A 26,096-nucleotide genomic window follows, 5' to 3' on the forward strand; every position below is an offset into this window, starting at 1 on the left:
GCCAGCGCCCGGCCGCTGGCGACCGCCGCCAGGCAGCCGTAAGAGCCGCACATGCACAGCGCGTCGGGCCGGTCGTGCAGCCTGATGTGCCCGATGTCCCCCGCGCCGCCGTCGATGCCACGGTACATCTCGCCGTCCACCACCAACCCCGCGCCGATCCCGGTGGAGACCTTGATCAGCAGGAAGGCGCCGCAGTCGCGCCAGCCGGCGCGCTGCTCGGCGTACGCCATGAGGTTGGCGTCGTTCTCCACCAGCACCACGGGGCCCTCGCCGCCGGCGCCGGTGCGCCGCAGATACGCCCGCCGCATCCGCTCCGGGATCGGGTAGCGGTCCCAGCCCGGCATGATCGGCGGCTGGACCACCTGCCCCGACTCCCACTCCACGGGCCCCGGCACCGACACCCCGATACCGCAGACGTCCTCCGGCGCCGCCCCGGCCCTCTCCAGCAGCGGCGGGAACCACCTCGCCACCCGGTCGATCACGTTCTCCGGGCCGTCCTCGATGTTCAGCGGCCCGGTGCGCTCGGCCAGCACCCTGCCGTCGAGGTCCAGCACGGCGGCCAGCCCGTGCCGGGTCTCCACGTCCACGGCGAGGACCACGGCGTGCGAGCCGTCGAACTCCAGGCGGCTCGACGGGCGCCCGCCCGCCGGGCCGCCCGCGGGCACGGTGGCGCCCTCGCGGATCCAGCCCGCCCCGAACAGCTGGTCGAGACGGTGGCCGACAGTGGATCGGGACAGTCCGGTGGCGCGCTGGAGTTCACCGCGGGTGGTCGCCTGCCCGCTGCGCACCAGTCGCAGCAGATGTCCCGCGCTGGATTGATTCCCGGTCATACGATCATCTTCTCCACACCCCCCGGCCGCCGCCGTCCCGCCCCCGCCGAACGCCCTGCTCAGCCCGTGTCCGGTCGCCGGCCGTACCCGCCGGGGCCTTTCTCCGCGCCTGGCCTGTGTCGGGTCTCACAGTCTCACTTCTGCCTTTTCGCAAGACAGAACCCTAGGCTTATGGAGGCGTAACCTAGGAGTCGCACAGACACCGGAGTTCTCGTGGAGCGCGTCGCCCAGTCCACCGACATCCCCATGCCCCCGCCCCTCCCCGGGGCCGGCGCCCCGGGGAGGGGGCCACGGCCCCGCGTACCGGGTCCTCCATCGGACTCCGCATCGGACCTCACCGTCCGCTCCGGCGCGGATTCGGCAGTCCGATGAAGCCTGTCCCGGTCCCCCTCACCACGACCCGGCCCTTCATCCCCGCCCAGCGGCCGCCCGTCGGCGTCACCGCCGCCGAGCTGCGCCAGGCCGCTCGCCAGGTGCTGCTGCGCAACTGGACGGGCGTCTCCACCGTGCCCTCGCGCGGCCTGTACCCGCACCAGTGGAGCTGGGACTCCGCGTTCGTCGCGATCGGCCTGCGCCATCTGTCGGCGCCGCGCGCCCAGCGCGAGCTGGAGACGCTGATGGCCGCCCAGTGGGGCGACGGCCGCGTCCCGCACATCGTCTTCAACCCGTCCGTGCCGCTCGGCGCGTACTTCCCCAGCCCGGACTTCTGGCGCTCCTCGACCGCCGGAGCCGGGGCCGGAGCGCCCGGGCACACCGAGACCTCGGGAATCGTGCAGCCGCCCGTCCACGCGCTCGCCGCCTGGCTGGTGCACCGCGCCGACCCGGCGACCTCGCGGCGGCGCGGCTTCCTCAGACGCCTCTACCCCCGGCTGGTCGCCTGGCACCGCTATCTGACCGCCCACCGCGACCTGGGCGGGCACGGGCTGGTGTCGGCCGTCCACCCGTGGGAGCCGGGCATGGACAACAGCCCGGCCTGGGACGCCCCCCTGTCACGCGTCGAGCCGGCCGATCCCTGTTCCTTCCGCCGCTGCGACCTCGACCACGGCTCGGCCGCCGACCGTCCCACCGACCTGGACTACGGCCGGTACGTGCGGCTGGCGGCCGACTACCGCGACCACGGCTACCGGGACGCCGACGCCCCGCACCCCTTCGCGGTGGAGGACCCCGGCGTCAACGCCCTGCTGATCGCCTCCGAGCACGCCCTGGCGCGGATCGCCGCCGAGGTCGGGGCGGAAGGCCCCGGGGGCGACCCCGGCGGGCACCGCGAACGGGCCGCGCGGCTGACCGCCGCCCTGGTGGACCGCCTGTGGGACGAGGAGAGCGGCATGTTCCTGTGCCGCGACGTGCGCGCCGGGCACCGCGGCGAGCCGATCCGGGAACGCAGCGCCGCCGGGCTGGTGCCGCTGGCCGTCCCCGGCCTGCCGCGGCGAATCGTCCGCACGCTGCTGCGCACGGTCGGCGGCGAGCACTTCGGGCTGGGCGACACCGTCCGCCTGGTGCCCAGCTACGACCTGAAGGGCCACGCCTTCGACCCGTGCCGCTACTGGCGGGGGCCGGCCTGGTTCAACGTCAACTGGCTGGTGGAGCGGGGCCTGCGGCAGTACGGGCACACCACCCGGGCCGACTCCCTGCGCGCCGCGGTGCTGGCCTCGGCCGCGGCGTCCGGATTCGCCGAGTACGTCGACCCGCACACCGGGGCGGGCCGGGGCACCCGGGAGTTCAGCTGGACGGCGGCCCTCGCCCTGGACCTGCTCTCCCGCGGCGGCGGCCGGCCCGCGGACCGCGCGGCGGTGCGCACCGGGATGCGCGTCGCGGCGCCGGTGCGCAGCGGCACGGCGACTGACTGAACGGAGCCCGGGAGCGGTCCAGCCGCCCCTCATCAGCCGCCGGAGGTGTCCAGCTCGGCCCCGGCCGCGGCGCCCGCGCGGTCGTACGGGTCGTCCAGCCAGCCATCGGGCAGTGCCACCCGGTTGCGTCCGGAGGTGCGCCCGCGCGGGCCGTCCGCGCCCCTCGGCCACGGCTGTTCCGGGTCGAGCCCGCCCAGCAGCTCCTCCAGCGCGGCGAGCGAGGACGCGACGGCCAGCTTCCGGCGCATCTCGGAGCCGACCGGGAAGCCCTTGGTGTACCAGGCGACATGCTTGCGGAAGTCGATCACCCCGCGCGCCTCGTCCTCCAGCCACTCCCCCAGCAGCCGGGCGTGCCGCAGCATCACCGCGGCGACCTCGCCCAGGGTGGGCTCGGCCCGCTCCGGCCTGCCCTCGCAGGCGGCCACCAGATCGCCGAAGAGCCACGGCCGGCCCAGGCAGCCGCGCCCGACCACGACACCGTCGCAGCCGGTCTCGCGCATCATCCGCACCGCGTCGTCGGCCGACCAGATGTCGCCGTTGCCCAGTACCGGGATCTCGGGCACGGCCTCCTTCAGGGCCGCGATGGCGCTCCAGTCGGCGGTGCCGCCGTAGTGCTGGGCGGCTGTGCGGCCGTGCAGGGCGACGGCGGTGACGCCCTCCTCCACGGCGATGCGCCCGGCGTCCAGATAGGTGAGGTGGTCGTCGTCGATGCCCTTGCGCATCTTCATGGTCACCGGCAGCCCGCCGGCGCCGGTGACGGCCTCGCGCAGGATCGCCCGCAGCAGGTTCCGCTTGTACGGCAGCGCCGACCCGCCGCCCTTGCGGGTCACCTTGGGCACCGGGCAGCCGAAGTTGAGGTCGATGTGGTCGGCCATGTCCTCGTCGGCGATCATGCGGACGGCCTTGCCGACGGTCGCCGGGTCCACACCGTAGAGCTGGATGGAGCGCGGCTTCTCGGTCTCGGCGAAGTGGACGAGCCGCATGGTCTTGGCGTCCCGCTCGACCAGCGCCCGGGTGGTGATCATCTCGCTGACGAACAGCCCCCGGCCGCCGCTGTACTCGCGGCACAGCGTCCGGAACGGCGCGTTGGTGATCCCGGCCATGGGCGCGAGGACCACGGGCGGCCGGACCGTGTGCGGACCGATGGCGAGCTGCTGTGACATGGGAGAGGGCATCCTCGTCGTCGCTCGGTTGCGGGGGCGATCCTTCATTGTCCCCCATCCGGACCGCTCCCCCGCGCCCCGTCCCCTCTCCGCCCTCTCCCGGTCAGTGCCCCAGGAAGGCGGGAGTGAAGACGGTGAGGAAACCGGCCAGCCCGATCAGCCCGAGGATCCAGGGCGCGGGGCTGAGCCGCTGCCCGCCGCCGCCCCGCGCGCCGTGCTCGGCCAGATGGCGCACGGCCTCGGCCCGTGCGAGACCGCGGGCCGTGAAGCGGCGGTCGCAGGTGCCGCAGACGAGGTGGCGGCCCTCCCCCGTGCCGCGGCGCGGACACAGCTCACGGGTGATCCTCACCTCGTGGATGCGCCCGTCCTGCCCGCAACCGCTGACCGTGCCCGTGGTCACCGTGCCCGTCGTCAGCATCCGTCCCCCTTTTCGCCCTCCGGATCCCGTCCGTGTGTGCCCGGCCGATTCTGGGCGGCGGCGCGCCGCGGCGCCAGGGTCGAGTGGGGCAGTGTTCGGCGGCGGCCGGTTTCCGGATCCCGGCAAGCGGCAGGCCGCCGGGGCGGCTTCACGGCCGCCCCGCCTTCCGGGGTGGTGAGGACGTGCGGAGGCCTCCGCACCCGGTGCCGGGCGCGGAGGCCTCCGTCGGCGGGTCGGCTCCGTGAGCGGACTCAGCAGCCGATCAGCCGGGCCGCGAGGTAGGACTCGATCTGGTCGAGCGAGACACGCTCCTGCTTCATGGTGTCGCGCTCGCGCACCGTCACGGCGTTGTCGTCGAGGGTGTCGAAGTCGACGGTGACGCAGAACGGCGTGCCGATCTCGTCCTGACGGCGGTAGCGGCGGCCGATGGCGCCGGCGTCGTCGAACTCGATGTTCCAGTGCTTGCGCAGCGTGTCCGCCAGGCCCTTGGCCTTCGGGGAGAGCTGCGGGTTGCGCGACAGCGGCAGGACGGCGGCCTTGACCGGCGACAGGCGCGGGTCGAGGCGCATCACGACGCGCTTCTCCATCTTGCCCTTGGCGTTGGGCGCCTCGTCCTCGGTGTAGGCGTCCAGCATGAAGGCCAGCATCGTACGGCCGACACCGGCCGCGGGCTCGATGACGTACGGCGTCCAGCGCTCGCCGGCCTCCTGGTCGAAGTACGACAGGTCCTGGCCGGAGGCCTTGGAGTGCGAGTTCAGGTCGTAGTCGGTGCGGTTGGCCACGCCCTCCAGCTCACCCCACTCGCCGCCGCCGAACCGGAAGCGGTACTCGATGTCGGCGGTGCGCTTGGAGTAGTGGGAGAGCTTCTCCGCCGGGTGCTCGTACCAGCGCATGTTCTCCTCGCGCAGGCCCAGTCCGGTGTACCAGTTCCAGCGCTGCTCCATCCAGTACTCGTGCCACTTCTCGTCCTCGCCCGGCTTGACGAAGAACTCCATCTCCATCTGCTCGAACTCGCGGGTGCGGAAGATGAAGTTGCCCGGGGTGATCTCGTTCCGGAAGGACTTGCCCATCTGCGCGATGCCGAACGGCGGCTTGCGGCGCGAGGTCTGCTGCACCTGGGCGAAGTTGGTGAAGATGCCCTGCGCGGTCTCGGGGCGCAGGTAGGCGACCGAGCCGGAGTCCTGGGTCGGGCCCAGGTGCGTGGACAGCAGGCCGGAGAACTGCTTGGGCTCGGTGAACTGGCCCTTGACGCCGCAGTGGGGGCAGTTGACGTCCGACAGGCCGGCGGCGGGGAGGCGGCCGTGCTTGGCCTCGTACGCCTCCTCCAGGTGGTCGGCCCGGAACCGCTTGTGGCACGAGGTGCACTCGGTCAGCGGGTCGGTGAAGGTGGCCACGTGGCCGGAGGCGACCCAGACCTCGGAGGCGAGGATGACCGACGAGTCGATTCCGACCACGTCGTCGCGCGAGGTGACCATGTGGCGCCACCACTGGCGCTTGATGTTCTCCTTCAGCTCCACGCCCAGCGGACCGTAGTCCCAGGCGGCCCTCTGCCCCCCGTAGATCTCGCTGCAGGGATAGACGAAGCCACGGCGCTTGCTGAGGCTGACGATGGTGTCGATCTTGTCGGCGGCCACGGTGCTCTCTTCGGTACAGACGACGGAATACCTCAGGTTACCGGCGATGACGGGGGCGGGATCAAATCGGTTCGGGGTTCGGACGGAAGATGCCGGGAACACGGTCGGCGCCGTTCACCGCGACCCCCATCTCATTTGACAATCATTTCCAACTAGGGTGAAAATGGGTGTCATGAACGCTCGATGCCGCCCTCTCATACCCCACCCCCGCCGCCGCCGCGCCGCCTCCCGCACCGCACTGGCCGGAGCAGCCGCTCTGGGCGTGCTCGGTCTGACCGCCTGCGGTGCGGGCGAGGCGGGAGGGACGCGGGAGGACGCGGGCGGCGGGGTGGACGTCGTCGCCTCGTTCTACCCGATGCGGTTCCTCGCCGAGGAGATAGGCGGGGAGCACGTCTCGGTCAGCTCCCTGGTGGAGCCCGGCGTCGAGCCGCACGACCTGGAACTGAGCCCGCGGCAGACCGCCGAGCTGGGCGAGGCGGACCTCGTGGTCTACCTCAAGGGGTTCCAGCCGGCCGTGGACAAGGCGATCGAACTGTCCGGCGTGGAGAACGTCGCCGAGGCGACCTCCTACACCGAGCCGGTGGAGCGCGGTTCCGGCCACGAGCACGGCCACGAGCACGGGGACGAACACGGCCACGAGCACGACTCCGGCCACGGGGAGGGGGAAGAGGGCCACGACCACGGCGGCGAGGGGGCCGTCGACCCGCATGTCTGGCTCGATCCGGTGAAGTACGCCGAGGTCGCCGAGGGCGTCGGCGAGGCGCTGGCGAAGGCGGACCCGGACCACGCCGACGACTACCGGAAGAACGCCGACGCGCTGGCGGGCAAGCTGGAGGGCCTGGACGCGGACTTCCGCGAGGGCCTGGAGAACCGCAGGACCGACACCTTCATCACCGCCCACGCGGCCTTCGGCTACCTCGCCGACCGCTACGGCCTCCACGAGGAGTCCATAGCCGGTCTCGACCCCGAGTCCGAGCCCAGCGGCGCGAGGATGAGGCAACTGCACCGGGTGGCCGAGGAGGACGATGTCGACACCGTCTTCTTCGAGGCGGCGGCCGGCGAGCGCACCGCGAGGACCCTCGCCGACGACCTCGGACTGCGCACCGCCGTCCTCGACCCCGTCGAGGGGGTCACCGACGCCTCCCCGGGCGACGACTACTTCGAGATCATGCGGGCCAATCTCCAGGCCCTGCGGCAGGCGCTCGGCGCCCGGTGAGGAGGCCGGCCATGACGGAGGAGCACACCACCACGGCGAGGGCCGGGGCGGACGCGACGGCACCGGCGACGGCGCCCCCGGCACTGTCCCTGCGGGGCGTGACCGCCTCGCTCGGGGCGCGGACGGTGCTGCGCGGCATCGACCTGGCCGTGGGACGGGGCGAGGTCGTCGCCCTGCTCGGCGCGAACGGCTCGGGCAAGTCCACGACGGTGCGGGCCGCCGTCGGCCAGGTGCCCGCCTCGGGCGGCGAGCTGGAGCTGTTCGGCACCCCGCTGCGCCGCTTCCGCGACTGGCACCGTGTGGGCTACGTACCGCAGCGCTCCACCGCGGCGGCCGGCGTGCCCGCGACCGTGCGCGAGGTGGTCGCCTCCGGGCGGCTGGCCCGCAGGCGGCTGGGGCCGCTGGGACGCGGCGACCGGGCGGCGGTACGGCGGGCCCTGGAGCTGGTCGGGCTGGCCGACCGGGCGCGGGACTCGGTGAACGCGCTCTCCGGCGGCCAGCACCAGCGCGTACTGATCGCCCGCGCGCTGGCCGGCGAGCCCGAGCTGCTGGTCATGGACGAACCGCTGGCCGGTGTGGACCTGCTCAGCCAGGGCGTCCTGGCCGAGGCACTGCGCGAGCGGACCGGCGCGGGCGCCTCCGTCCTGCTGGTGCTGCACGAGCTCGGCCCGCTGGCCCCGCTGATCGATCGCGCGGTCGTCCTGCACGACGGCCGCGTGGAGCGCGTGGAGGGCACCGCGCACCTCCACGACCAGGCGTGCCACCCGCACGCCGACTCCCTGGCCGAACCGACCCGGACCGGACTGCTGACATGACCGAGATCCTCCAGCCCGCCTTCATGCAGCGCGCGCTGCTCGCCGCGCTGCTGGTCGGCGTCGCGGCCCCCGCCATCGGCATCTACCTCGTCCAGCGCCGCCAGGCGATCATGGGCGACGGGATCGGGCACGTGGCCCTCACCGGTGTGGCGCTGGGCTTCCTGCTGAGCACCAGCCCGGTGTGGACGGCCGTGGTGGTCGCCTCGCTCGGCTCGGTCGCGATGGAGCTGATCCGCTGGTACGGCAGAACACGCGGCGACGTGGCCCTGGCCATGCTGTTCTACGGCGGCATGGCGGGTGGCGTCCTGATCATCAATCTGGCGCCGGGCGGCACCACGGCCGATCTCCTCTCCCCGCTCTTCGGCTCGGTCATGACCGTCTCGCCCGAGGACGTCACCGCCATCGTGGTGCTGTCCGTCCTCGCCCTGGCGGTCTCCCTCGGACTGCGGCGGCAGCTGTTCGCCGTCTGCCAGGACGAGGAGTTCGCCCGGGTCAGCGGGCTGCCGGTGCGGCTGCTCAACCTGCTGCTGGCCGTCACCGCCGCCGTCACCGTGACCGTGGCCATGCGGGTGGTGGGCCTGCTCCTGGTGAGCGCCCTGATGGTGATCCCGGTGGCCGCGGCCCAGCAGGTCACGCGCGGCTTCGCCACCACCATGGGACTCGCGGTGGGCATGGGTGTGCTGGTCTCCGTGTCCGGCACCGCCACCTCGTACTACGCCGACGTGCCCCCCGGCGCCACCATCGTGCTGCTGGCCATCGTGCTGTTCGCCCTGCTGTCCGCCGCGGCCCCGCTGCTGAACCGCGCGCGGCTGAGGGCACGGGCGCGGGACGAGGAGGGGCCCGGACCGGGCGAGTGGGCGGAAGAGCGGGAGAGGGCGGGCCGGAGGACGGCGGAAGGCGTTACGGTCGTGCGGTGACCGGTGGCAGTCGGCGTACGGCGCGGCCGATGACGCCACCGGTGCGGAGTGCGCCCGGCGGCGCCCGCCGCACCTGGCACAATGGCCGATCAGCTACGCGAGGTAGCGCCGACTCTAGGAGGCAATGGTGGCGACCGCAGGTCCCCCCGTACGCGGCCGGTCGACCCGGCAGCGCGCCGCTGTGGCGGCGGCGCTCGGCGAGGTCGACGAATTCCGCAGCGCCCAGGAGCTGCACGACATGCTCAAGCACCGAGGCGACTCCGTCGGTCTGACCACCGTCTACCGCACGCTCCAGTCGCTCGCCGACGCCGGCGAGGTGGACGTGCTGCGCACCGATGAGGGCGAGGCCGTCTACCGCCGGTGCAGCACCGACGACCACCACCACCACCTGGTCTGCCGCAACTGCGGCAAGGCCGTGGAGGTGGAGGGGCCCGCGGTGGAGAAGTGGGCCGATTCCATCGCCGCGGAACACGGCTTCGTGGACGTGGCGCACACCATCGAGATCTTCGGCACCTGCGGCGAGTGCGCCGCCGCGAGGCGCGCCGAGGCCTGACGGACCCGTCCGAACGCGGTACGGCCCCGGCGCTCCCGGTGGAGGCGCCGGGGCCGCCGCGCTGTGTGCGCGCCCGGGCCTCAGGCCTGCGGCGGTACGGTCCTCTCCGGCCGTGCGGGGGCGGCCTGCGGGGAGGTCTCGACGGGCTCGGCGCCGCCGAAGCGGCGGTCGCGGCGGGCGTACTCCAGGCACGCGTCCCACAGGTTGCGGCGGTCGAAGTCCGGCCACAGCACGTCCTGGAAGACCATCTCGGCGTACGCGCTCTGCCATATCAGGTAGTTGGATGTGCGCTGCTCGCCCGAGGGCCGCACGAAGAGGTCCACGTCCGGCATGTCCGGGTAGTACAGGTACTTCGCCACCGTCTTCTCGCTCACCTTCGACGGGTCCAGCCGCCCGGCCCGCACATCCGCCGCGATGGCCGCCACCGCGTCGGCGATCTCGGCCCGGCCGCCGTAGTTGACGCAGAAGTACAGCGTCATGGCGTCGTTGTCCTTCGTCTGCTCCTGTGCCACCTGGAGCTCCTGGACGACCGACTTCCACAGCTTGGGCATCCGGCCGACCCAGCGTATGCGGATGCCGAGCGCGTCCATCTCGTCGCGGCGGCGGCGGATGACGTCGCGGTTGAAGTTCATCAGGAAGCGGACCTCCTCGGGGGACCGCTTCCAGTTCTCGGTGGAGAAGGCGTACAGGGAGAGGTTCCTCACGCCCATCTCCAGGCAGCCCTTGAGCACGTCCATCACGACGCCCTCGCCGACCTTGTGCCCCTCGGTGCGCGGCAGCCCGCGCTGCTTGGCCCAGCGCCCGTTGCCGTCCATCACGACCGCCACGTGCCTGGGCACCAGGTCGGCGGGGATGCTCGGCGGGCGCGCGCCGGAGGGGTGCGGTTCGGGGGTCAGGTACTCGCGACGCTGCCGGGACAGCATTCCGCGCCGTGCCATGCGGTTCATCTCCAGTCGGGCGGGAGCCGGGAAGGCCGCGCCCTGGGTGAGGACGGTGAAGGGATACCGGGAGCGTAGCCGGTCCGCTCCCTCAGGTCTTCTCGACGTAGCGCAGGGAGCGCAGGCCCCGCTCCAGGTGCCAGTGCAGATACGCCGACACCAGTCCGCTGCCCTCACGCACGTGCCGGGCCTCGGCCGCGTCGGCCGTCGCCCAGTCGCCCGTCAGCAGCGCGCCCAGCAGCCGCAGCGCCTCGGGGGACGGCACGACGCTGCCCGGCCTGCGGCAGTCGGCGCACACCACCCCGCCGGCGGCGACGGAGAAGAACCGGTTGGGGCCGGGCATCCCGCACTGGGCGCACGCCTCAAAGCTGGGCGCGTAGCCGCCCACGGCCAGGGAGCGCAGCAGGAAGGCGTCCAGCACCAGCGCCGGGGCGTGCTCGCCGGCGGCGAGGGTGCGCAGGCCGCCGATCAGCAGCAGGTACTGCTGGACGTTGGGCTCGCCCTCGTGGTCGGTGAACCGCTCGGCCGTCTCCAGCATGGCCGTCCCGGCGGTGTAGCGGGCGTAGTCGATGACGATGTTCCGCCCGTAGGGCGCGATGGTCTCGGTCTGGGTGCACAGCGGCAGACCGCGGCCGACCAGATCGCTGCCGCGCGCGAAGAACTGGATGTCGACGTGGGAGAACGGCTCCAGCCGCGCCCCGAACTTCGACTTGGTGCGCCGCACGCCCCGCGCCACGGCCCGCACCCGTCCGTGCCCGCGCGTGAGCAGCGTGATGATGCGGTCGGCCTCGCCCAGCTTCTGGGTGCGCAGGACCACGCCGTCGTCGCGGAACAGGCTCATTCCCCCATTGTCCCCCACCCTTCCCCCGGCCGGGGGACACGGGCCGGAGGAACACGGGCGGGTCAGGCGGGGCCGGGAAGCGTCAGGAAGGAGTGGTGCGGGCGGCGTCCAGCAGCCGGTCGGTCTCCTCCCCGCACAGCCGCAGGGTCCGCCCGACCAGGCCCAGCGTCCTGCGCTCGCCGGGGGTGTACGGGCCGTCGGCGAGCGCGATACGGGCGCCCAGCAGCAGCAGGCTCTCGCGGCCGGGACCGGCCAGGTGCGGGGCGAGCGGGGCCAGGGCCTCGTGCAGCTCTATCTCCATGGTGACCCCGTCGGCTCCCACCGCCGCGAGCAGGGCGACCATCTGCTCCTCGGAGCAGCCGGCGAAGCCGGCCGCCCGCACGCCCTCCACGGCCGTCTCCCGGGCCGACCGCGCCTCGCAACCGCCCACCGTCAGCACCGCCAGCGCGACGGCGTGCACGGCGTCGCGGAGCATGGCGCCCAGCCGGGTGGTGGTGGGGTGGTCGAGGGTGTCGGTGCCGAAGTGCCCCTCGCAGGATGCGCACTCCAGCACGGGCCCGGCCTCGCCGCGCGGCAGCACGGGGAGGCCGAGCACCACCAGGCGGCGGCGCCCGGTGCGGCGCCTGTAGTTGCGGTCGCCGCCGCAGGAGGGACAGAAGAACTCGCCGTCGTCGACCGTGTGCCAGGCCGTGCGGACGCCCGCCAGCCGCAGTCTCCGGCCGTCCCGGCCCCGGGGGTGCACCACTGCCGTACCTCCGTCACGCTCCTGCGCCATTGCCGCGTGGGCGTGATGTTAACCACATCGATGAGGTGCCGTCAGTACCCCGGAGGTCCCCCGTCCCTTCCCCTTGCGGCCCTTGCGGGCCGGTCCGGAGGGCGTACGCGCAGGTCGGAAAGGTCGTGCGGCGCCCGTGCACCGGGCGGAAACCTTTGCGAAAGCATGGGGCGCCGAGGACGCCCGGAGCTCTGCGGTGACCTCGCGGAGACGGCCCGCCCCCGCCGGACGGACGTCCGGCGGGGGCGGGCGGAGCACGCCGCGGAGGGCGGGGCCGTCAGCGGAAGGCGCGGTTGACGGCGGAGACGATCGCCTTCAGGGAGGCGCGGGTGGTGTTGGGGTCGATGCCGATGCCCCACAGCACCTTGCCGTCGATGGCGCACTCGATGTACGAGGCGGCCCGCGCGGAGGCGCCCTCGCTCATGGTGTGCTCCTGATAGTCCAGCAGCCTGGCGTCGATGCCGATGCCCTCCAGCGCGTCGAAGAACGCGGAGATGGGGCCGTTGCCGCTGCCGGTCAGCACGGTGTCGGCGCCGTCGACGGCCGCCTCGACGGTGAGGGTGTCCACGCCGTCGGTGTCGGTGGTGGTCTGCCCGTTGCGGACCTGGATGCGACCCCAGGGGTTGCCGGGGTTGGGCAGGTACTCGTCGCGGAAGGTCTCCCAGATCTGCGCCGGGGTGATCTCGCCGCCGTCGGCGTCGGTCCTGGCCTGGATGATCTTCGAGAACTCGATCTGCATCCGGCGCGGCAGGTCCAGCTTGTGGTCGTTCTTCAGGACGTAGGAGACGCCGCCCTTGCCGGACTGGGAGTTGACCCGGATGACCGCCTCGTAGGAGCGTCCGACGTCCTTGGGGTCGATGGGCAGGTACGGCACCGCCCACTCGATCTCCTCCACCGGCTTGCCGGCCGCGGCCGCGTCGGCCTCCATGGCCTCGAAGCCCTTCTTGATGGCGTCCTGGTGGGAGCCGGAGAAGGCGGTGTAGACCAGGTCTCCCGCGTACGGGTGGCGCGGGTGGACCTCCATCTGGTTGCAGTACTCGGCGGTGCGGCGGATCTCGTCGATCCGGGAGAAGTCGATCTGCGGGTCGATGCCCTGGCTGAACAGGTTCATCCCCAGCGTGACCAGGTCCACGTTGCCGGTGCGCTCGCCCTGCCCGAACAGGCAGCCCTCCACCCGGTCCGCTCCGGCCATCACGGCCAGTTCGGCGGCGGCCACGGCGGTGCCGCGGTCGTTGTGCGGGTGGGTGGACAGGCAGACGAACTCGCGCCGCGACAGGTTCCGCGACATCCACTCGAAGCGGTCGGCGTGGGTGGAGGGCGTGGAGCGCTCGACGGTGGCGGGCAGGTTCAGGATGATCTCGCGGCCCTCCTCGGGCTGCCAGACGTCCATGACCGACTCGCAGACCTCCAGGGCGAAGTCCAGCTCGGTGTCGGTGAAGATCTCCGGGCTGTACTGGTAGCCGAAGACCGTCTCGTCGCCCAGGATCTTCTCGGCGTACTCGACCACCAGGCGGGTGCCGTCCACGGCGATCTGGCGGATGTCGTCCCTGGAGCCGCGGAAGACCACGCGGCGGAAGACCGGGGCGGTGGCGTTGTACAGGTGGACCGTGGCGCGGTGGGCGCCGGCCAGGGACCGCACGGTGCGCTCGATCAGGTCCTCGCGGGCCTGGGTCAGCACCGAGATCGTCACGTCCTCGGGGATGGCGCCCTCTTCGATGACGGAGCGCACGAAGTCGAAGTCGGCCCGGCCGGAGGAGGGGAAGCCGACCTCGATCTCCTTGTAGCCCATGCGGACCAGCAGGTCGAACATCTCGCGCTTGCGGGCGGGTGACATCGGGTCGATCAGCGCCTGGTTGCCGTCGCGCAGGTCGGTGGACAGCCAGCGGGGGGCGGCGGTGATCCGCTTGCCGGGCCAGGTGCGGTCGGGCAGCTCGACGGCCTCGTAGCCGCGGTAGCGGTGGATCGGCATACCCGACGGCTTCTGGGTCACCGCGGCGGCGGTGACGGGCGTGGGGCGGCCTACGCGGGAGGAATCACTGCTCATGTGGACCGGGCTCCTGTGAAGGGCGATGGGCTTCGAAGCGCTTTCCGAGCGCTTTCTCGAAGGGGCCGACGACGGCATCACCGAACTCCGCGGAGAGGGGGTCGGCCGTGTGACTACAGGCCCTCGCCGCGGCAGCTAAGGAGAAGCAGCCCAAAACGCATGATGCGAGTCAGCGTAACCGAGGCGGACGGTGCGTGGCGGCGCGTATCAGTATGCGAGAACTCACATGAGTGAGCACAGGGGCCGGGGGCCGGGGCCCGCTCGTGGAAGCCGTGGCCCGGAGTCCGTGCCCTGGAAACGGTGCCCTGGTGCCGCGTCGGCCAGGGTTCACCCCGCTCGCCGCCCTGGCACGCACGCTCGCCGCGTTGGCCGAAAGCCCGGGCAGGACAACTACGTGCGGCTTCCGGCCGCCTGGCGATCGCACGCACCGGGGCGCCTCGCCACCGGGCAGACCCTGGCCGACGCGGCACTAGAAGCCGAGCCTGCGCAGCTGCTTGGGGTCGCGCTGCCAGTCCTTGGCGACCTTGACGTGCAGGTCGAGGTAGACGGGAGTGCCCAGCAGCGCCTCGATCTGCTTGCGGGACTTGGTACCGACCTCCTTGAGCCGGCCGCCCTTGGGGCCGATGACGATGCCTTTCTGGCTGGGGCGCTCGATGAAGACGTTGGCGTGGACGTCCAGCAGCGGCCGGTCCGCCGGACGTCCCTCGCGCGGCGTCATCTCCTCGACCACCACGGCGATGGAGTGCGGCAGCTCGTCGCGCACCCCCTCCAGCGCCGCCTCGCGGATCAGCTCGGCGACCATGACCTGCTCGGGCTCGTCGGTGAGGTCGCCGTCCGGGTAGAGCTGCGGGCCCTCGGGCAGGAGGGGCACGAGCAGGTCGGCCAGCAGGCCCACCTGGTCGCCCGCGGTGGCGGAGACGGGGACGATCTCGGCCCACTCGATGCCCAGCTCCCTGCCGAGCCGGTCGACGGCCACGAGCTGCTCGGCCAGCGCCCTGGAGTCCACCAGATCGGTCTTGGTGACGATCGCGACCTTCGGGGTGCGTTTCAGGGCCGCCAGCTCTCCCGCGATGAAGCGGTCACCGGGGCCGATCCTCTGGTCGGCCGGCAGGCAGAAGCCGATCACGTCGACCTCGGCCCAGGTGGTGCGCACCACGTCGTTGAGACGCTCGCCGAGCAGGGTGCGCGGCTTGTGCAGACCGGGGGTGTCCACCAGGACGAGCTGCGCGTCGGGGCGGTGGACGATGCCGCGCACGGTGTGGCGGGTGGTCTGCGGGCGGTTGGAGGTGATCGCGACCTTCGTTCCCACCAGGGCGTTGGTGAGGGTCGACTTGCCCGCGTTGGGGCGGCCGACGAGGCAGGCGAAGCCCGCGCGGTGCGGCGCGGGCCGGGAGGAGGGGGAACGGTCGCTCATGGTGGCCATTCTCCCCGATCCGCGGGGCGCTTCCGTACCGGCCGCCGTGCCCCCTGCCCCCGCCCGGCGGTTTCAGCCCGCGGTGACGGTGGAGCGGACCGCGCCGTCGGGACCGGCCAGCAGCACCGGGGTGGCCGGGCCGCCCAGGTCGTGGACGGCGGCGAGGTCCGCGGAGGGCACGGCGGGCGCCTCGGAGACCACGGCCGCGGCCTCCAGGGACTTGGCCCCGGAGGCCACCGCCATCGCGACGGCCGTCTGCAGCGCGCTCAGCCGGAGCGACTTCAGGGCGACGGTTCCGGCCACGTACGTGCGCCCGGTCTCGTCGCGTACGGCCGCCCCCTCGGGCACGGCGTTGCGGGCCCGCGCGCTGCGCGCGAGGGTGACGATCTTGCGGTCTTCGGGATCCAGATCGGCGGCTTCGCTCATGCGGGTGAGCATATGTGCTCGCCCGCGCCGAGGGGCGGCCCGAGCCGGGAACGCGCGGATTCCGCCCTCGCCTCCCTCCGGGCCGCCGCCTCCTCCTCCCGCGGCTCCGGCCGTCAGCCGCCGGCCCCGGCCGCCTCGTCCTCCGGCTCCGGCACGGGGGCGCGGACCGGCTCGACCAGGACCGTGACGATGCGGTTGCGGCGGCCCGCCGGGGACTCGGCGGTCAGCCGCAGGCCGCGCGGCGCCGGATCGCCCTGGCGGTCCGCGTGGTGGCCCCCGCGGTGCTCCCCGCGCCCCTCGGACACCTCCACCGTCGCCGTGGCACCCGCGATGGGGACACGGCCCAGGAGCTTGGCCAGCAGTCCGCCGACCGTCTCCACGTCCTCGTCCTCCAGGTCCAGGCCGTACAGCTCGCCCAGGTCGCCCAGGTCCAGGCGGGCGGTGACCCGGTGGCGGCCGTCGCCCAGGTCCTCGACGGGCGGCAGCTCCCGGTCGTACTCGTCGGTGATCTCGCCGACGATCTCCTCCAGGATGTCCTCGATGGTGACGATCCCGGCGGTGCCGCCGTACTCGTCGATCACGACGGCGACGTGGGTGCGGTCCTTCTGCATCTCGCGCAGCAGGTCACCGGCGTTCTTGGTGTCGGGGACGAAGGCCGCCGGACGCATGGCCGTGGAGATCAGGTCGTTCTCGGTGTCGCGGTTGATGTGGACCTTCCGGGAGAGGTCCTTGAGGTAGACGATGCCGATGACGTCGTCCTCGTTCTCACCGGTCACCGGGATGCGGGAGAAGCCCGAGCGCAGGGCCAGGGTGAGCGCCTGGCGGATGGTCTTGAACCGCTCGATGGAGACCAGCTCGGTGCGCGGCACCATCACCTCGCGCACCAGGGTGTCGCCCAGCTCGAAGACGGAGTGCACCATGCGGCGCTCCTCGTCCTCGATCAGCGCCTCCCGCCCGGCCAGGTCCACCATGGCCCGCAGTTCGGCCTCGGTGGCGAACGGCCCCTTGCGGAAACCCTTGCCCGGGGTCAGGGCGTTGCCCAGGAGGATCAGCAGCTGCGGCAGCGGACCGAGCACACGGGCCAGCGGCAGCAGCACGTACGCGGCGGCCGTGGCGGTGTTCAGCGGGTGCTGGCGGCCGATGGTGCGCGGCGAGACGCCGACGGCGACGTAGGAGACGAGCACCATAACGCCGCCGGCCGCCGACAGCGCCTGCCAGGTGACCTCGAAGGTGTGCAGGAAGCCGTAGGTGACCAGGACTCCGGCCGACATCTCGGCGGTCACCCGCAGCAGCAGGGCGAGGTTGAGGTACCGGGTGGGGTCGGCCGCGACGGCGGCCAGCTTGCCCCCGCCGCGCCGCCCGGAACGTACGGCCTCCTCCGCGCGGTAGCTGGTGGTGCTGGCCAGGCCGGCCTCGGCACAGGCGGCCAGCCAGGCGAGGCCGACCAGCAGGACCGCCGCGGCGATCAGCGGGGCGCTCATGCCGTCGTCGGGGCCGGGGAGGGCCCTTCCAGGCCGCGCTCGGCGCGCCAGCCGTCGACGATCGCCGCCTGGAGGCCGAACATCTCGGTCCGCTCACCGGGCGTCTCGTGGTCGTAGCCGAGCAGGTGGAGCACCCCGTGGACGGTGAGCATCTGCAGCTCCTCGTCCATGGAGTGCTTCGTCGGGGCGTCGGCGCCCTGCTTCTCGGCGACGTCGGGGCAGAGCACGATGTCGCCGAGAAGGCCCTGCGGGGGCTCGTCCTCGTCCTTGGAGGGCGGGCGCAGCTCGTCCATGGGGAAGGACATCACGTCGGTCGGGCCGGGGAGGTCCATCCACTGCTTGTGGAGCTGCTCCATGGCGTCGGTGTCGACGGCGATCACCGACAGCTCCGACAGCGGGTGGATGCGCATCCGGGCGAGGGCGTAGCGGGCGATGTCGAGGACCGCCCGCTCGTCGATCTCGCGGCCGGACTCGTTGTTGACGTCGATCGACATGTGGATGGCGGTTGCTTTCCGTTACTTTCGGTCACTGCCGTCGGTGGTTCCGTGGCTGTCGTCGTAGCGCTGGTAGGCGTCGACGATACGGCCGACCAGCTTGTGCCGCACGACGTCGGTGCTGGTGAGCCGCGAGAAGTGGACGTCCTCCACGCCCTCGAGGATCCCCTGCACCTGGCGCAGGCCGCTTCTGGTGCCGCCGGGCAGGTCGACCTGGGTGACGTCGCCGGTGATCACGATCTTGGAGTCGAAGCCGAGCCGGGTGAGGAACATCTTCATCTGCTCGGGATTGGTGTTCTGCGCCTCGTCCAGGATGATGAAGGCGTCGTTGAGCGTACGGCCCCGCATGTACGCCAGCGGCGCGACCTCGATCGTCCCGGCGGCCATCAGGCGCGGGATCGAGTCGGGGTCGAGCATGTCGTGCAGCGCGTCGTACAGCGGCCGCAGGTACGGGTCGATCTTCTCGTAGAGCGTGCCGGGCAGGAAGCCCAGCCGCTCCCCCGCCTCGACGGCGGGCCGGGTCAGGATGATGCGGGTGACCTGCTTGGATTGCAGGGCCTGCACCGCCTTGGCCATGGCGAGGTAGGTCTTGCCGGTGCCCGCCGGTCCGATGCCGAAGACGACGGTGTGCTTGTCGATCGCGTCCACGTAGCGCTTCTGGTTGAGCGTCTTGGGGCGGATCGTGCGGCCGCGGTTGGACAGGATGTTCTGCGTGAGCACCTCGGCCGGTGTCTCGGCGGCGCCGTCCTCCGCGTCACGGAGCATGGCGATCGATCGTTCCACCGCGTCCTCGGTCAGCGGCTGACCGGTGCGCAGCACCAGCATCATCTCGTCGAACAACCGCTGGACGAGTTCGACCTCCGCCGCCTCGCCGGTCGCGGTGATCTCGTTCCCGCGGACGTGGATGTCCGTCGACGGGAAGGCTTTCTCGACCACACGGAGGAGGGAGTCGCCGGAACCCAGCACCGTCACCATCGGGTGCTTGGCCGGAACGGTGAAACGGGCACTCGCTTGGGTGGACCGTGCCTGGTCCGTCTGTGTCTGAGTCATGGGCCGGCTCTGTGGCCTGCGCGTCCCTCTCTGTCGCTGCTGTGTCGCCGGTCTGTCTCCGCCGCGCGCCTGGACTCCCAGGGTACGACGTGGCGCTGGCAGGTCAGTAGCGTTTTGGCGGCCCGCCCCGCGCGCCGGGCCGGCGCCCCGGCGCCGCGGGAGGCCCGGGACGGGCTTCCGCGCCGGTCCGGGGCGGGTCACGGCCGGCGGAAGCCGATGGTCGGTACCGCGCGGCGCAGCGGCCACGGCCGGGCGCAGCCGGGCAGCAGGGCGTCCAGGAAGCCGTAGCGGCTCAGGGCGGCCGGATCCTGCTCGTCGAAGTCGCGCACACGCTGCCACCAGGCGGCGATCTCGACCCATCCCGGCGCGGACAGCGAGCCGCCGAACTCCTGCACCGACAGGGCGGCGGTCAGTCCGGCGAAGGCCAGCCTGTCGGCCAGCGGCCAGTCGGCCAGGGTGCCGGCGACGAAGCCGGCCACGAACACGTCCCCGGCTCCGGTGGGGTCCAGCGCCTCCACCGAGATGGCGGGCACCTCGGCCGTCTCGCCCGTGGCGCCGTCCACCGCGACGGCGCCCTCGGACCCCATGGTCACCACGGCCAGCGGCACCTTCTCGGCGAGGCGGCGGGCGGCGGCGCGGGGGCAGTCGGTGCGGGTGTAGCCCATCGCCTCCCCGGCGTTGGGCAGGAACGCCTCGCAGTGCTCCAGATCGGCGAGGTCGTCCGGATCCCAGCGGCCGGTCTCGTCCCAGCCGATGTCGGCGAAGACCCGGCTGCCGGACCGGGCCGCCCGGGCGATCCACTCCTGGCGCCTGCCGGGCCGGAGGGAGGCGACACAGGCGCGGGCGGCGGGCGGGTCGCCGGGGACGGGCTCCTCGGGCCGGGGGGCCTCGTGTCCGTGGGAGACCATCGTCCGCTCGCCCTCGTAGGCCATCGAGACGGTGACCGGCGAGTGCCAGCCGGGCGCGGTGCGTGACCGTGACAGGTCGATACCCTCGCCCTTCTCCAGCGCCTCCCAGCAGTACTCGCCGTACATGTCGTCGCCGAAAGCGGCGGCGAGCGAGGTGTGCAGGCCGAGCCGGGCCAGGGCGGTGGCCATGTTGGCGACGCCGCCGGGGCTCGACCCCATGCCCCGCGCCCAGGACTCGGTGCCGCGCACCGGTGCCGAGTCCAGACCAGTGAAGATGATGTCCAGGAAGACCGTCCCGGTCAGATAGACATCGCAGAGCGGGTCGTCGGGGGTGCGGAGCGAGGCGAGCGGGTCGAGCATGCGGCCAGTGTGCACGATCGGCGCGGAAGGCAGGCGACGGTTTGCGGACGGCCTCACCAGCGCGGTAGGGAAGGGGCCTCCCAGCACGGGTCGGCCCGGCGCATGGCCGCGGCGTCGTCCCGGTCGCGCATCGTGCCGTCGTCGGCCAGCCACCGGCGGTGGAGGGCGTCGAGGCGGTCGCGGTCGAGGGCGACGCCCAGACCGGGGGCGTCGGGGACGGTGACGGCGCCTTCGCGGAAGGCGATGCGCTCGGTGAGCACGTCCTCGGTCTGCCAGGGGTAGTGGGTGTCGCAGGCGTGCTCCAGACCGGGGACGGTGGCGGCGACGTGGGTCATGGCGGCGAGGCTGACGCCCAGGTGGGTGTTGGAGTGCATGGACACCCCGACGCCGAAGGCGCGGCAGACCGCGGCCAGTTGCTGGGTGTTGCGCAGCCCTCCCCAGTAGTGGTGGTCGCTGAGCAGCACCTGGACGGCGCCGGTGGTGAACGCCGCGGCGATCTCCGGGAAGGTGGTCACGCACATGTTGGTGGCCAGCGGCAGCCCCTCGGCCCGCGCGGCGACCTCGGCCATCGCGGGCGTGCCGGTGACCGGGTCCTCCAGGTACTCCAGCACGTCGCGCAGCTCCTCCACGACCTTCAGCGCGGTCTCCACCGACCAGGCGCCGTTGGGGTCCAGACGCAGAGGGCTGCCGGGGAACGCCTCGGCCAGCGCCCGGACGGCGGCGATCTCCTCCTCGGGCGGGAGGACCCCGCCCTTGAGCTTGAAGGACCCGAAGCCGTGCTCGGCCGCGAAGCGGCGGGCCTGGGCGACGATCCCGGCCGGATCGAGGGCCGCGCCCCAGTCGTCGCTCCCGCCCGCCGCGCCGCCAGGGTGGGCGGCCCAGCGGTAGAACAGGTAGGCGCTGTACTCGACCCGGTCGCGCACCTTCCCGCCGAGCAGGGCGTGCACGGGCATTCCCAGCGCCTTGCCGAGGGCGTCCAGACAGGCCACCTCGAAGCCGGAGGCGACGGACAGCCGCAGCTTGCCGGCGGTCTGGACGCCGCGCAGCCCTCCGACGTCCACCGAGCCGTCCGTCCGGTGGCCGTCCAGGGGGATCTCGCCGGCGAGGGTGAGCAGCCCGTTCAGACCGCTGACCGGGTGCCCGGGCAGTCTCCGGGCGAGGGAACGTGCCGATCCCAGGTACTCGGTGTCGCCGTAGGTCTCCCCCACCCCGGTGACGCCGCCGGCCGTGACCACCTCGACGATCAGGCGCGGTGTGTACGGCTGGTGGACGCCCTGGGTGTTGAGCAGGGGCGGGTCGGCGACGAGGACCGGGGTCAGGCGCACCTCGGCGACGGTCAGGTCCTTCATCGGCGACTCCTGTCGGGTCGGGACCGGTGGCGGCGGACGCCCTGGATCCCCGGACCCGCCCTCACCGGCTCGTTCTCCTATGTGAACCCTGTCCATGCGTGGGGACGGAGACTAGGGACGGCGGGGAGAGGCGTCAAGGGCGCCCGTACGTTTCCGGAAAGGGACGCGGTGGGGCGGGCGCGGAAGGGCGTACGCCGCGGGGCGCGGGCGGCGGCGGTCAGCGCCGTCGGGGCAGCGGCACCCGCATCAGGTCCTCGGCCACGGTCAGCTCCCCGGCGAACCCCGCCTCCCTGGCCTGGGCGGCGAACCGGGCCGGGTCGTCGTAACGCTGCGAGAAGTGCGTGAGCACCAGGTGCCGCACCCCCGCCCGCGCCGCGGCGGAGGCCGCCTGGCCCGCGGTGAGATGGCCGTACTCCTGCGCCAGGGCCTCCTCCTCGTCGAGGAAGGTCGCCTCGATGACCAGCATGTCGCAGCCCTCGGCCAGCGCGTGCACACCGTCGCACAGCCGGGTGTCCATCACGAAGGCGAAGCGCTGGCCGGGACGGGTCTCGCTCACCTCGTCCAGGGAGACCCCGCGCAGCTCCCCCTCGCGCTGGATGCGGCCGACGTCCGGGCCCGAGATGCCGCGGGCGGCGAGCCGCTCGGGCAGCATCCGGCGTCCGTCGGGCTCGACCAGGCGGTAGCCGTAGGACTCCACCGGATGGGACAGGCGCCGCGCCTGGAGCGTGTACGCGGCGGTGGCGGCCAGCGTGCCGTCCGCACCGACCGGCTCCTCGCGCAGTTCGGCCGTCTCGCGGTAGGCGGTGGCGTACCGCAGGCGGTCGAAGAAGCGCTGCCCGCTCGCCGGGTAGTGCGCCGTGACCGGGTGCGGCACCCGGTCGAGGTTGATGCGCTGGATGACCCCGGCCAGGCCCAGGCTGTGGTCGCCGTGGAAGTGGGTGACGCACAGCCGGGTGAGGTCGTGGGCGGCCACACCCGCGCGGAGCATCTGGCGCTGGGTGCCCTCGCCGGGGTCGAACAGCAGCGCCTCGCCGTCCCAGCGCAGAACGTAGCCGTTGTGGTTGCGCCGACGGGTGGGCACCTGGCTGGCGGTGCCCAGCACGACCAGTTCGCGTACGGACAACGGACTTATCCGGGGGGCCAGTTCAGGCCGCGTCCGCCCAGGACGTGGGCGTGCGCGTGCCAGACGGTCTGCCCGGCGCCCGCACCGGTGTTGAACACGATCCGGTAGCCGACGGTGGCGCCCCCGGGCGGGGCGATGTTCTCCTGCGCGGCGACCTCGCCCGCCGCGCGCAGCACGTCGGCGGCCAGCTGCGGGGCGGCGGCGGCCAGTGCGGCGGCGTCGGGGTGGTGCTCCTTGGGGATCACCAGCACATGGGTGGGCGCCTGCGGGTTGATGTCCCGGAAGGCGAGCGTGGTGTCGGTCTCGTGGACGATCGTCGCCGGGACGTCCCCCGCCACGATCTTGCAGAACAGGCAGTCCGCCTGCGGTTCCTCCGCCACGGTGGCGCCTCCCGCTGTGAGGTGGGTCGATCGGTGGTCACGCAGCGCCGATCGTACCCCGGCCGCGGCACGGGGGATCAGGGCCAACGGCCGGTGCGTCCCAGCAGCAGCGCCGCCGCCGCCGTGCCCGCCGTGGAGGTGCGCAGCACACTCGGGCCCAGCCGGTACGGGCGCGCGCCGGCCCGCTCGAACGCCTCCAGTTCCTCGGGGGCGACCCCGCCCTCCGGACCGACGACGAGCACCAGCTCACCCCTGGCCGGCAGCTCGGCGGTCGCCAGTGGGAGCGAGCCCTCCTCGTGGAGGACCGCGGCGAAGGCGGCGGACGACAGCAGCGGGAGCAGTTGCCGGGTGCCGGCCGGCTCGGCGACTTCCGGGAAACGCAGTCTGCGCGACTGCTTGCCGGCCTCGCGCGCGGTGGAACGCCACTTGCGCAGCGCCTTCTGCCCGCGCTCGCCCCGCCACTGCGTGACGCAGCGCGAGGCGGACCAGGGCACGATCGCGTCCACGCCCGTCTCCGTCATCGTCTCCACGGCCAGCTCGCCGCGGTCGCCCTTGGGCAGGGCCTGGACGACGGTGATCCGCGGGCACGGCTCCGGCTCGGTACGCACCTCGGTGACGGCGACCTCCAGCCGGTCCTTCCCCTCGACGGCCGTGACGGTGCCGAAGGCCCCGGTGCCCGCCCCGTCGGTGAGGACGACCTCCTCGCCAGCGCGCAGCCGCCGTACCGCGACGGCGTGCCGGCCCTCGGATCCCTCCAGCGCCAGCACGGCGCCGGGGGCGGCGCCGGCCAGGACGGCGCTCTCGGCCAGGAAGACGGGGGCGGTCACGCGGACCGCCGGGCGGGGCGCTCCGGCCGGGCGGCCGGGGTGATCAGCTCGGTGGGCATGACGGCATCCTGCCACGCCCTCCGGAGGCCGGCCGTCCCGCCCCACGGCCGCCTCAACGCCCGTTGAACGCATCCTTCAGCCGCGAGAACAACCCCTGCTGCCCCGGCTGGAACTGGCCCGTGGGCCGCTCCTCGCCGCGCAGTTTGGCCAGACGGCGCAGCAGCTCCTCCTGCTCCGGGTCCAGCTTGTTCGGCGTCTGGACCTCCACGTGGACGACCAGGTCGCCGCGGCCGCCGCCGCGCAGGTGCGTCACACCGCGCTGGTGGAGCGGGACCGACTGGCCGGACTGGGTGCCGGGCCGGATGTCGACCTCCTCCATGCCGTCCAGCGTCTCCAGCGGGACCTTGGTGCCCAGCGCCGCCGCCGTCATGGGGATGGTGACCGTGCAGTGCAGGTCGTCGCCGCGCCGCTGGAAGACCGGGTGTGGCACCTCGTGGATCTCGACGTACAGGTCGCCCGCCGGGCCGCCGCCCGGGCCGACCTCGCCCTCGCCGGCGAGCTGGATGCGGGTGCCGTTGTCGACGCCGGCCGGGATCTTCACCGTCAGGTTGCGCCGCGAGCGCACCCGGCCGTCGCCCGCGCACTCCGGGCAGGGAGTGGGCACGACCGTGCCGAAGCCCTGGCACTGCGGGCAGGGGCGCGAGGTCATGACCTGGCCCAGGAAGGACCGGGTGACCTGCGAGACCTCTCCGCGTCCGCGGCACATGTCGCACGTCTGCGCGGAGGTGCCCGGGGCGGCCCCCTCGCCGCTGCACGTGGTGCAGACGACCGCCGTGTCCACCTGGATGTCCTTGGTGGTGCCGAAGGCCGCCTCGTCCAGCTCGATGTCGAGCCGGATCATGGCGTCCTGGCCGCGCCGGGTGCGGGACCTCGGCCCGCGCTGGGAGGCGGCGCCGAAGAAGGCGTCCATGATGTCGGAGAAGTTGCCGAAGCCCCCGCCGAACCCGCCGCCCCGGCCCGCGCCGCCCGCGGGATCGCCGCCGAGGTCGTACATCTGCTTCTTCTGCGGGTCGGAGAGCACCTCGTAGGCGGTGTTGATCTCCTTGAACCGCTCCTGCGTCTTCGGATCCGGGTTGACGTCAGGGTGCAGTTCGCGCGCGAGCCTGCGGAAGGCCTTCTTGATCTCGTCCTGCGAGGCATCGCGCTGCACGCCCAGGACCGCGTAGTAGTCGGTTGCCACTTACGACTCCGCGAGAATCTGTCCGACGTAACGTGCCACTGCGCGTACCGCTCCCATCGTTCCGGGGTAGTCCATGCGGGTCGGCCCGACCACACCGAGCTTGGCGACCGCCTCGTCTCCCGAACCGTAACCGACCGAGACGACCGACGTGGAGGTCAGTCCCTCGTGAACGTTCTCATGGCCGATTCGCACCGTCATGCCCGGGTCCTTCGCCTCACCCAGCAGCTTGAGCAGGACGACCTGCTCCTCCAGAGCTTCCAGCACCGGCCGGATGGTCAGCGGGAAGTCGTGCACGAAGCGGGTGAGATTGGCGGTGCCGCCGATCATCAGCCGCTCCTCGGTCTCCTCCACCAGTGTCTCCAGGAGGGTGGCGAGCACCGTCGAGACCGTGCCGCGGTCCTCGGAGTCGAAGGACTCCGGCAGGTCCTGCACCAGCCCGGGCACCTCGGAGAAGCGCTCGCCGACGACCCGGCTGTTGAGCCGGGCGCGCAGATCGGCCAGGGACGACTCGGAGACGGGCGCCGGGCAGTCCACCACCCGCTGCTCGACCCGCCCGGTGTCCGTGATCAGTACGAGCATCAGACGCGCGGGGGCCAGGAGCAGCAGTTCGACGTGGCGGACGGTCGAGCGGGTCAGCGAGGGGTACTGGACGACGGCGACCTGCCGGGTGAGCTGGGCCAGCAGCCGCACGGTGCGGCTGACGACGTCGTCGAGGTCGACGGCGTCCTCCAGGAAGCTCTGGATCGCCCGGCGCTCCGGCTTGGACAGCGGCTTGACGCCCGCCAGCCTGTCGACGAACAGGCGGTAGCCCTTGTCTGTGGGCACACGGCCGGCGCTGGTGTGCGGCTGGGCGATGTACCCCTCGTCCTCCAGGGCCGCCATGTCGTTGCGCACGGTGGCCGGGGAGACCTGGAGGTTGTGCCGCTCGGTCAGCGCCTTGGAACCCACCGGCTCCTGCGTGCCCACGTAGTCCTGGACGATGGCGCGCAGGACTTCGAGTCTGCGTTCACTGAGCATCTGGGCACACCTCCCGTCCGGCCGTCTCGTCCCTGG

General features: G+C 72.9%; 25 protein-coding genes. 5 read left to right on the forward strand and 20 right to left on the reverse strand.

Annotation, left to right across the window (positions count from 1 at the left end):
• On the reverse strand, window positions 1-830 hold an 830-nt coding region (locus tag AC2CJA_RS04815; RefSeq protein WP_484601396.1), incomplete at its 3' end, for an ROK family transcriptional regulator.
• A gap of 368 nt (window positions 831-1,198) precedes the next feature.
• Here AC2CJA_RS04815 and AC2CJA_RS04820 point away from each other — a divergent pair.
• Window positions 1,199-2,677, forward strand: coding sequence for an MGH1-like glycoside hydrolase domain-containing protein (locus tag AC2CJA_RS04820; RefSeq protein WP_484601397.1), 1,479 nt, complete (start codon window positions 1,199-1,201; stop codon window positions 2,675-2,677).
• Between the two features lie 32 nt (window positions 2,678-2,709).
• Here AC2CJA_RS04820 and dusB read toward each other — a convergent pair whose 3' ends face one another.
• The 3 genes from dusB to AC2CJA_RS04835 form a co-directional block, all read right to left on the reverse strand.
• The gene (dusB, locus tag AC2CJA_RS04825) at window positions 2,710-3,852 is read right to left on the reverse strand and encodes a tRNA dihydrouridine synthase DusB (RefSeq protein WP_484601398.1); all 1,143 of its coding nucleotides are present in this window, start codon (window positions 3,850-3,852) and stop codon (window positions 2,710-2,712) included.
• A gap of 91 nt (window positions 3,853-3,943) precedes the next feature.
• Entirely contained in the window at window positions 3,944-4,258 is a 315-nt protein-coding gene (locus tag AC2CJA_RS04830; RefSeq protein ID WP_484601399.1) for a hypothetical protein, read from the reverse strand.
• A 251-nt stretch (window positions 4,259-4,509) separates the two neighbouring features.
• On the reverse strand, window positions 4,510-5,892 hold the full coding sequence (locus tag AC2CJA_RS04835) for a glycine--tRNA ligase (RefSeq protein ID WP_484601400.1): 1,383 nt from the start codon (window positions 5,890-5,892) through the stop codon (window positions 4,510-4,512).
• 163 nt (window positions 5,893-6,055) lie between these two features.
• On the opposite strand from AC2CJA_RS04835, the gene AC2CJA_RS04840 reads away from it, so the two are divergent.
• From AC2CJA_RS04840 to AC2CJA_RS04855, 4 genes are all read left to right on the forward strand, one after another.
• Window positions 6,056-7,108 carry a metal ABC transporter solute-binding protein, Zn/Mn family gene (locus AC2CJA_RS04840; protein WP_484601401.1) on the forward strand — a complete coding sequence of 351 codons (1,053 nt, stop codon included), beginning with the start codon at window positions 6,056-6,058 and terminating at the stop codon, window positions 7,106-7,108.
• An 11-nt stretch (window positions 7,109-7,119) separates the two neighbouring features.
• Window positions 7,120-7,923 (forward strand): metal ABC transporter ATP-binding protein, encoded by an 804-nt coding sequence (locus AC2CJA_RS04845; protein WP_484601402.1) that lies wholly within the window; start codon window positions 7,120-7,122, stop codon window positions 7,921-7,923.
• Window positions 7,920-8,840: a metal ABC transporter permease gene (locus AC2CJA_RS04850; RefSeq protein WP_484601403.1), complete on the forward strand. Its 921-nt coding sequence runs from the start codon at window positions 7,920-7,922 to the stop codon at window positions 8,838-8,840. The genes AC2CJA_RS04845 and AC2CJA_RS04850 overlap by 4 nt, the downstream gene beginning before the upstream one ends.
• Before the next feature lie 127 nt (window positions 8,841-8,967).
• Window positions 8,968-9,393: a Fur family transcriptional regulator gene (locus tag AC2CJA_RS04855; RefSeq protein WP_484601422.1), complete on the forward strand. Its 426-nt coding sequence runs from the start codon at window positions 8,968-8,970 to the stop codon at window positions 9,391-9,393.
• Between the two features lie 80 nt (window positions 9,394-9,473).
• Here the strand turns inward: AC2CJA_RS04855 and AC2CJA_RS04860 are convergent, their stop codons facing one another.
• The 16 genes from AC2CJA_RS04860 to hrcA form a co-directional block, all read right to left on the reverse strand.
• Entirely contained in the window at window positions 9,474-10,331 is an 858-nt protein-coding gene (locus tag AC2CJA_RS04860) for an isoprenyl transferase (protein WP_484601404.1), read from the reverse strand.
• A 91-nt stretch (window positions 10,332-10,422) separates the two neighbouring features.
• The gene (gene recO, locus AC2CJA_RS04865) at window positions 10,423-11,172 is read right to left on the reverse strand and encodes a DNA repair protein RecO (protein ID WP_484601405.1); all 750 of its coding nucleotides are present in this window, start codon (window positions 11,170-11,172) and stop codon (window positions 10,423-10,425) included.
• Window positions 11,173-11,254: 82 nt separating this feature from the next.
• Entirely contained in the window at window positions 11,255-11,947 is a 693-nt protein-coding gene (locus tag AC2CJA_RS04870) for a tellurite resistance TerB family protein (protein ID WP_484601406.1), read from the reverse strand.
• 277 nt (window positions 11,948-12,224) lie between these two features.
• On the reverse strand, window positions 12,225-13,991 hold the full coding sequence (gene leuA, locus AC2CJA_RS04875; protein ID WP_484601407.1) for a 2-isopropylmalate synthase: 1,767 nt from the start codon (window positions 13,989-13,991) through the stop codon (window positions 12,225-12,227).
• Between the two features lie 469 nt (window positions 13,992-14,460).
• Window positions 14,461-15,414, reverse strand: coding sequence for a GTPase Era (gene era / locus AC2CJA_RS04880; protein WP_484601408.1), 954 nt, complete (start codon window positions 15,412-15,414; stop codon window positions 14,461-14,463).
• Window positions 15,415-15,477: 63 nt separating this feature from the next.
• Window positions 15,478-15,843: a cytidine deaminase gene (locus tag AC2CJA_RS04885; protein ID WP_484601409.1), complete on the reverse strand. Its 366-nt coding sequence runs from the start codon at window positions 15,841-15,843 to the stop codon at window positions 15,478-15,480.
• A gap of 101 nt (window positions 15,844-15,944) precedes the next feature.
• On the reverse strand, window positions 15,945-17,312 hold the full coding sequence (locus tag AC2CJA_RS04890) for a hemolysin family protein (protein ID WP_484601410.1): 1,368 nt from the start codon (window positions 17,310-17,312) through the stop codon (window positions 15,945-15,947).
• A complete protein-coding gene (gene ybeY / locus AC2CJA_RS04895; RefSeq protein ID WP_484601411.1) occupies window positions 17,309-17,806 on the reverse strand; it encodes an rRNA maturation RNase YbeY in 498 nt (165 codons plus the stop codon). The genes AC2CJA_RS04890 and ybeY overlap by 4 nt, the downstream gene beginning before the upstream one ends.
• A 21-nt stretch (window positions 17,807-17,827) precedes the next feature.
• A complete protein-coding gene (locus AC2CJA_RS04900) occupies window positions 17,828-18,856 on the reverse strand; it encodes a PhoH family protein (RefSeq protein WP_484601412.1) in 1,029 nt (342 codons plus the stop codon).
• Window positions 18,857-19,053: 197 nt separating this feature from the next.
• On the reverse strand, window positions 19,054-20,124 hold the full coding sequence (locus tag AC2CJA_RS04905) for a PfkB family carbohydrate kinase (protein WP_241713789.1): 1,071 nt from the start codon (window positions 20,122-20,124) through the stop codon (window positions 19,054-19,056).
• Window positions 20,125-20,177: 53 nt separating this feature from the next.
• Window positions 20,178-21,473, reverse strand: coding sequence for a glucarate dehydratase family protein (locus AC2CJA_RS04910; RefSeq protein ID WP_484601413.1), 1,296 nt, complete (start codon window positions 21,471-21,473; stop codon window positions 20,178-20,180).
• A 217-nt stretch (window positions 21,474-21,690) separates the two neighbouring features.
• Window positions 21,691-22,596: a ribonuclease Z gene (locus tag AC2CJA_RS04915; protein ID WP_484601414.1), complete on the reverse strand. Its 906-nt coding sequence runs from the start codon at window positions 22,594-22,596 to the stop codon at window positions 21,691-21,693.
• A gap of 5 nt (window positions 22,597-22,601) precedes the next feature.
• A complete protein-coding gene (locus AC2CJA_RS04920; RefSeq protein WP_237883345.1) occupies window positions 22,602-22,976 on the reverse strand; it encodes a histidine triad nucleotide-binding protein in 375 nt (124 codons plus the stop codon).
• Window positions 22,977-23,053: 77 nt separating this feature from the next.
• Complete coding sequence (locus tag AC2CJA_RS04925; RefSeq protein WP_484601415.1) at window positions 23,054-23,803, reverse strand: 16S rRNA (uracil(1498)-N(3))-methyltransferase; 750 nt, start codon at window positions 23,801-23,803, stop codon at window positions 23,054-23,056.
• A 112-nt stretch (window positions 23,804-23,915) separates the two neighbouring features.
• A complete protein-coding gene (dnaJ, locus tag AC2CJA_RS04930; protein WP_484601416.1) occupies window positions 23,916-25,043 on the reverse strand; it encodes a molecular chaperone DnaJ in 1,128 nt (375 codons plus the stop codon).
• On the reverse strand, window positions 25,044-26,060 hold the full coding sequence (gene hrcA, locus AC2CJA_RS04935; RefSeq protein ID WP_484601417.1) for a heat-inducible transcriptional repressor HrcA: 1,017 nt from the start codon (window positions 26,058-26,060) through the stop codon (window positions 25,044-25,046).
• Window positions 26,061-26,096 lie beyond the last annotated feature (36 nt).

Source organism: Streptomyces sp. ATLC9 (assembly GCF_057196705.1).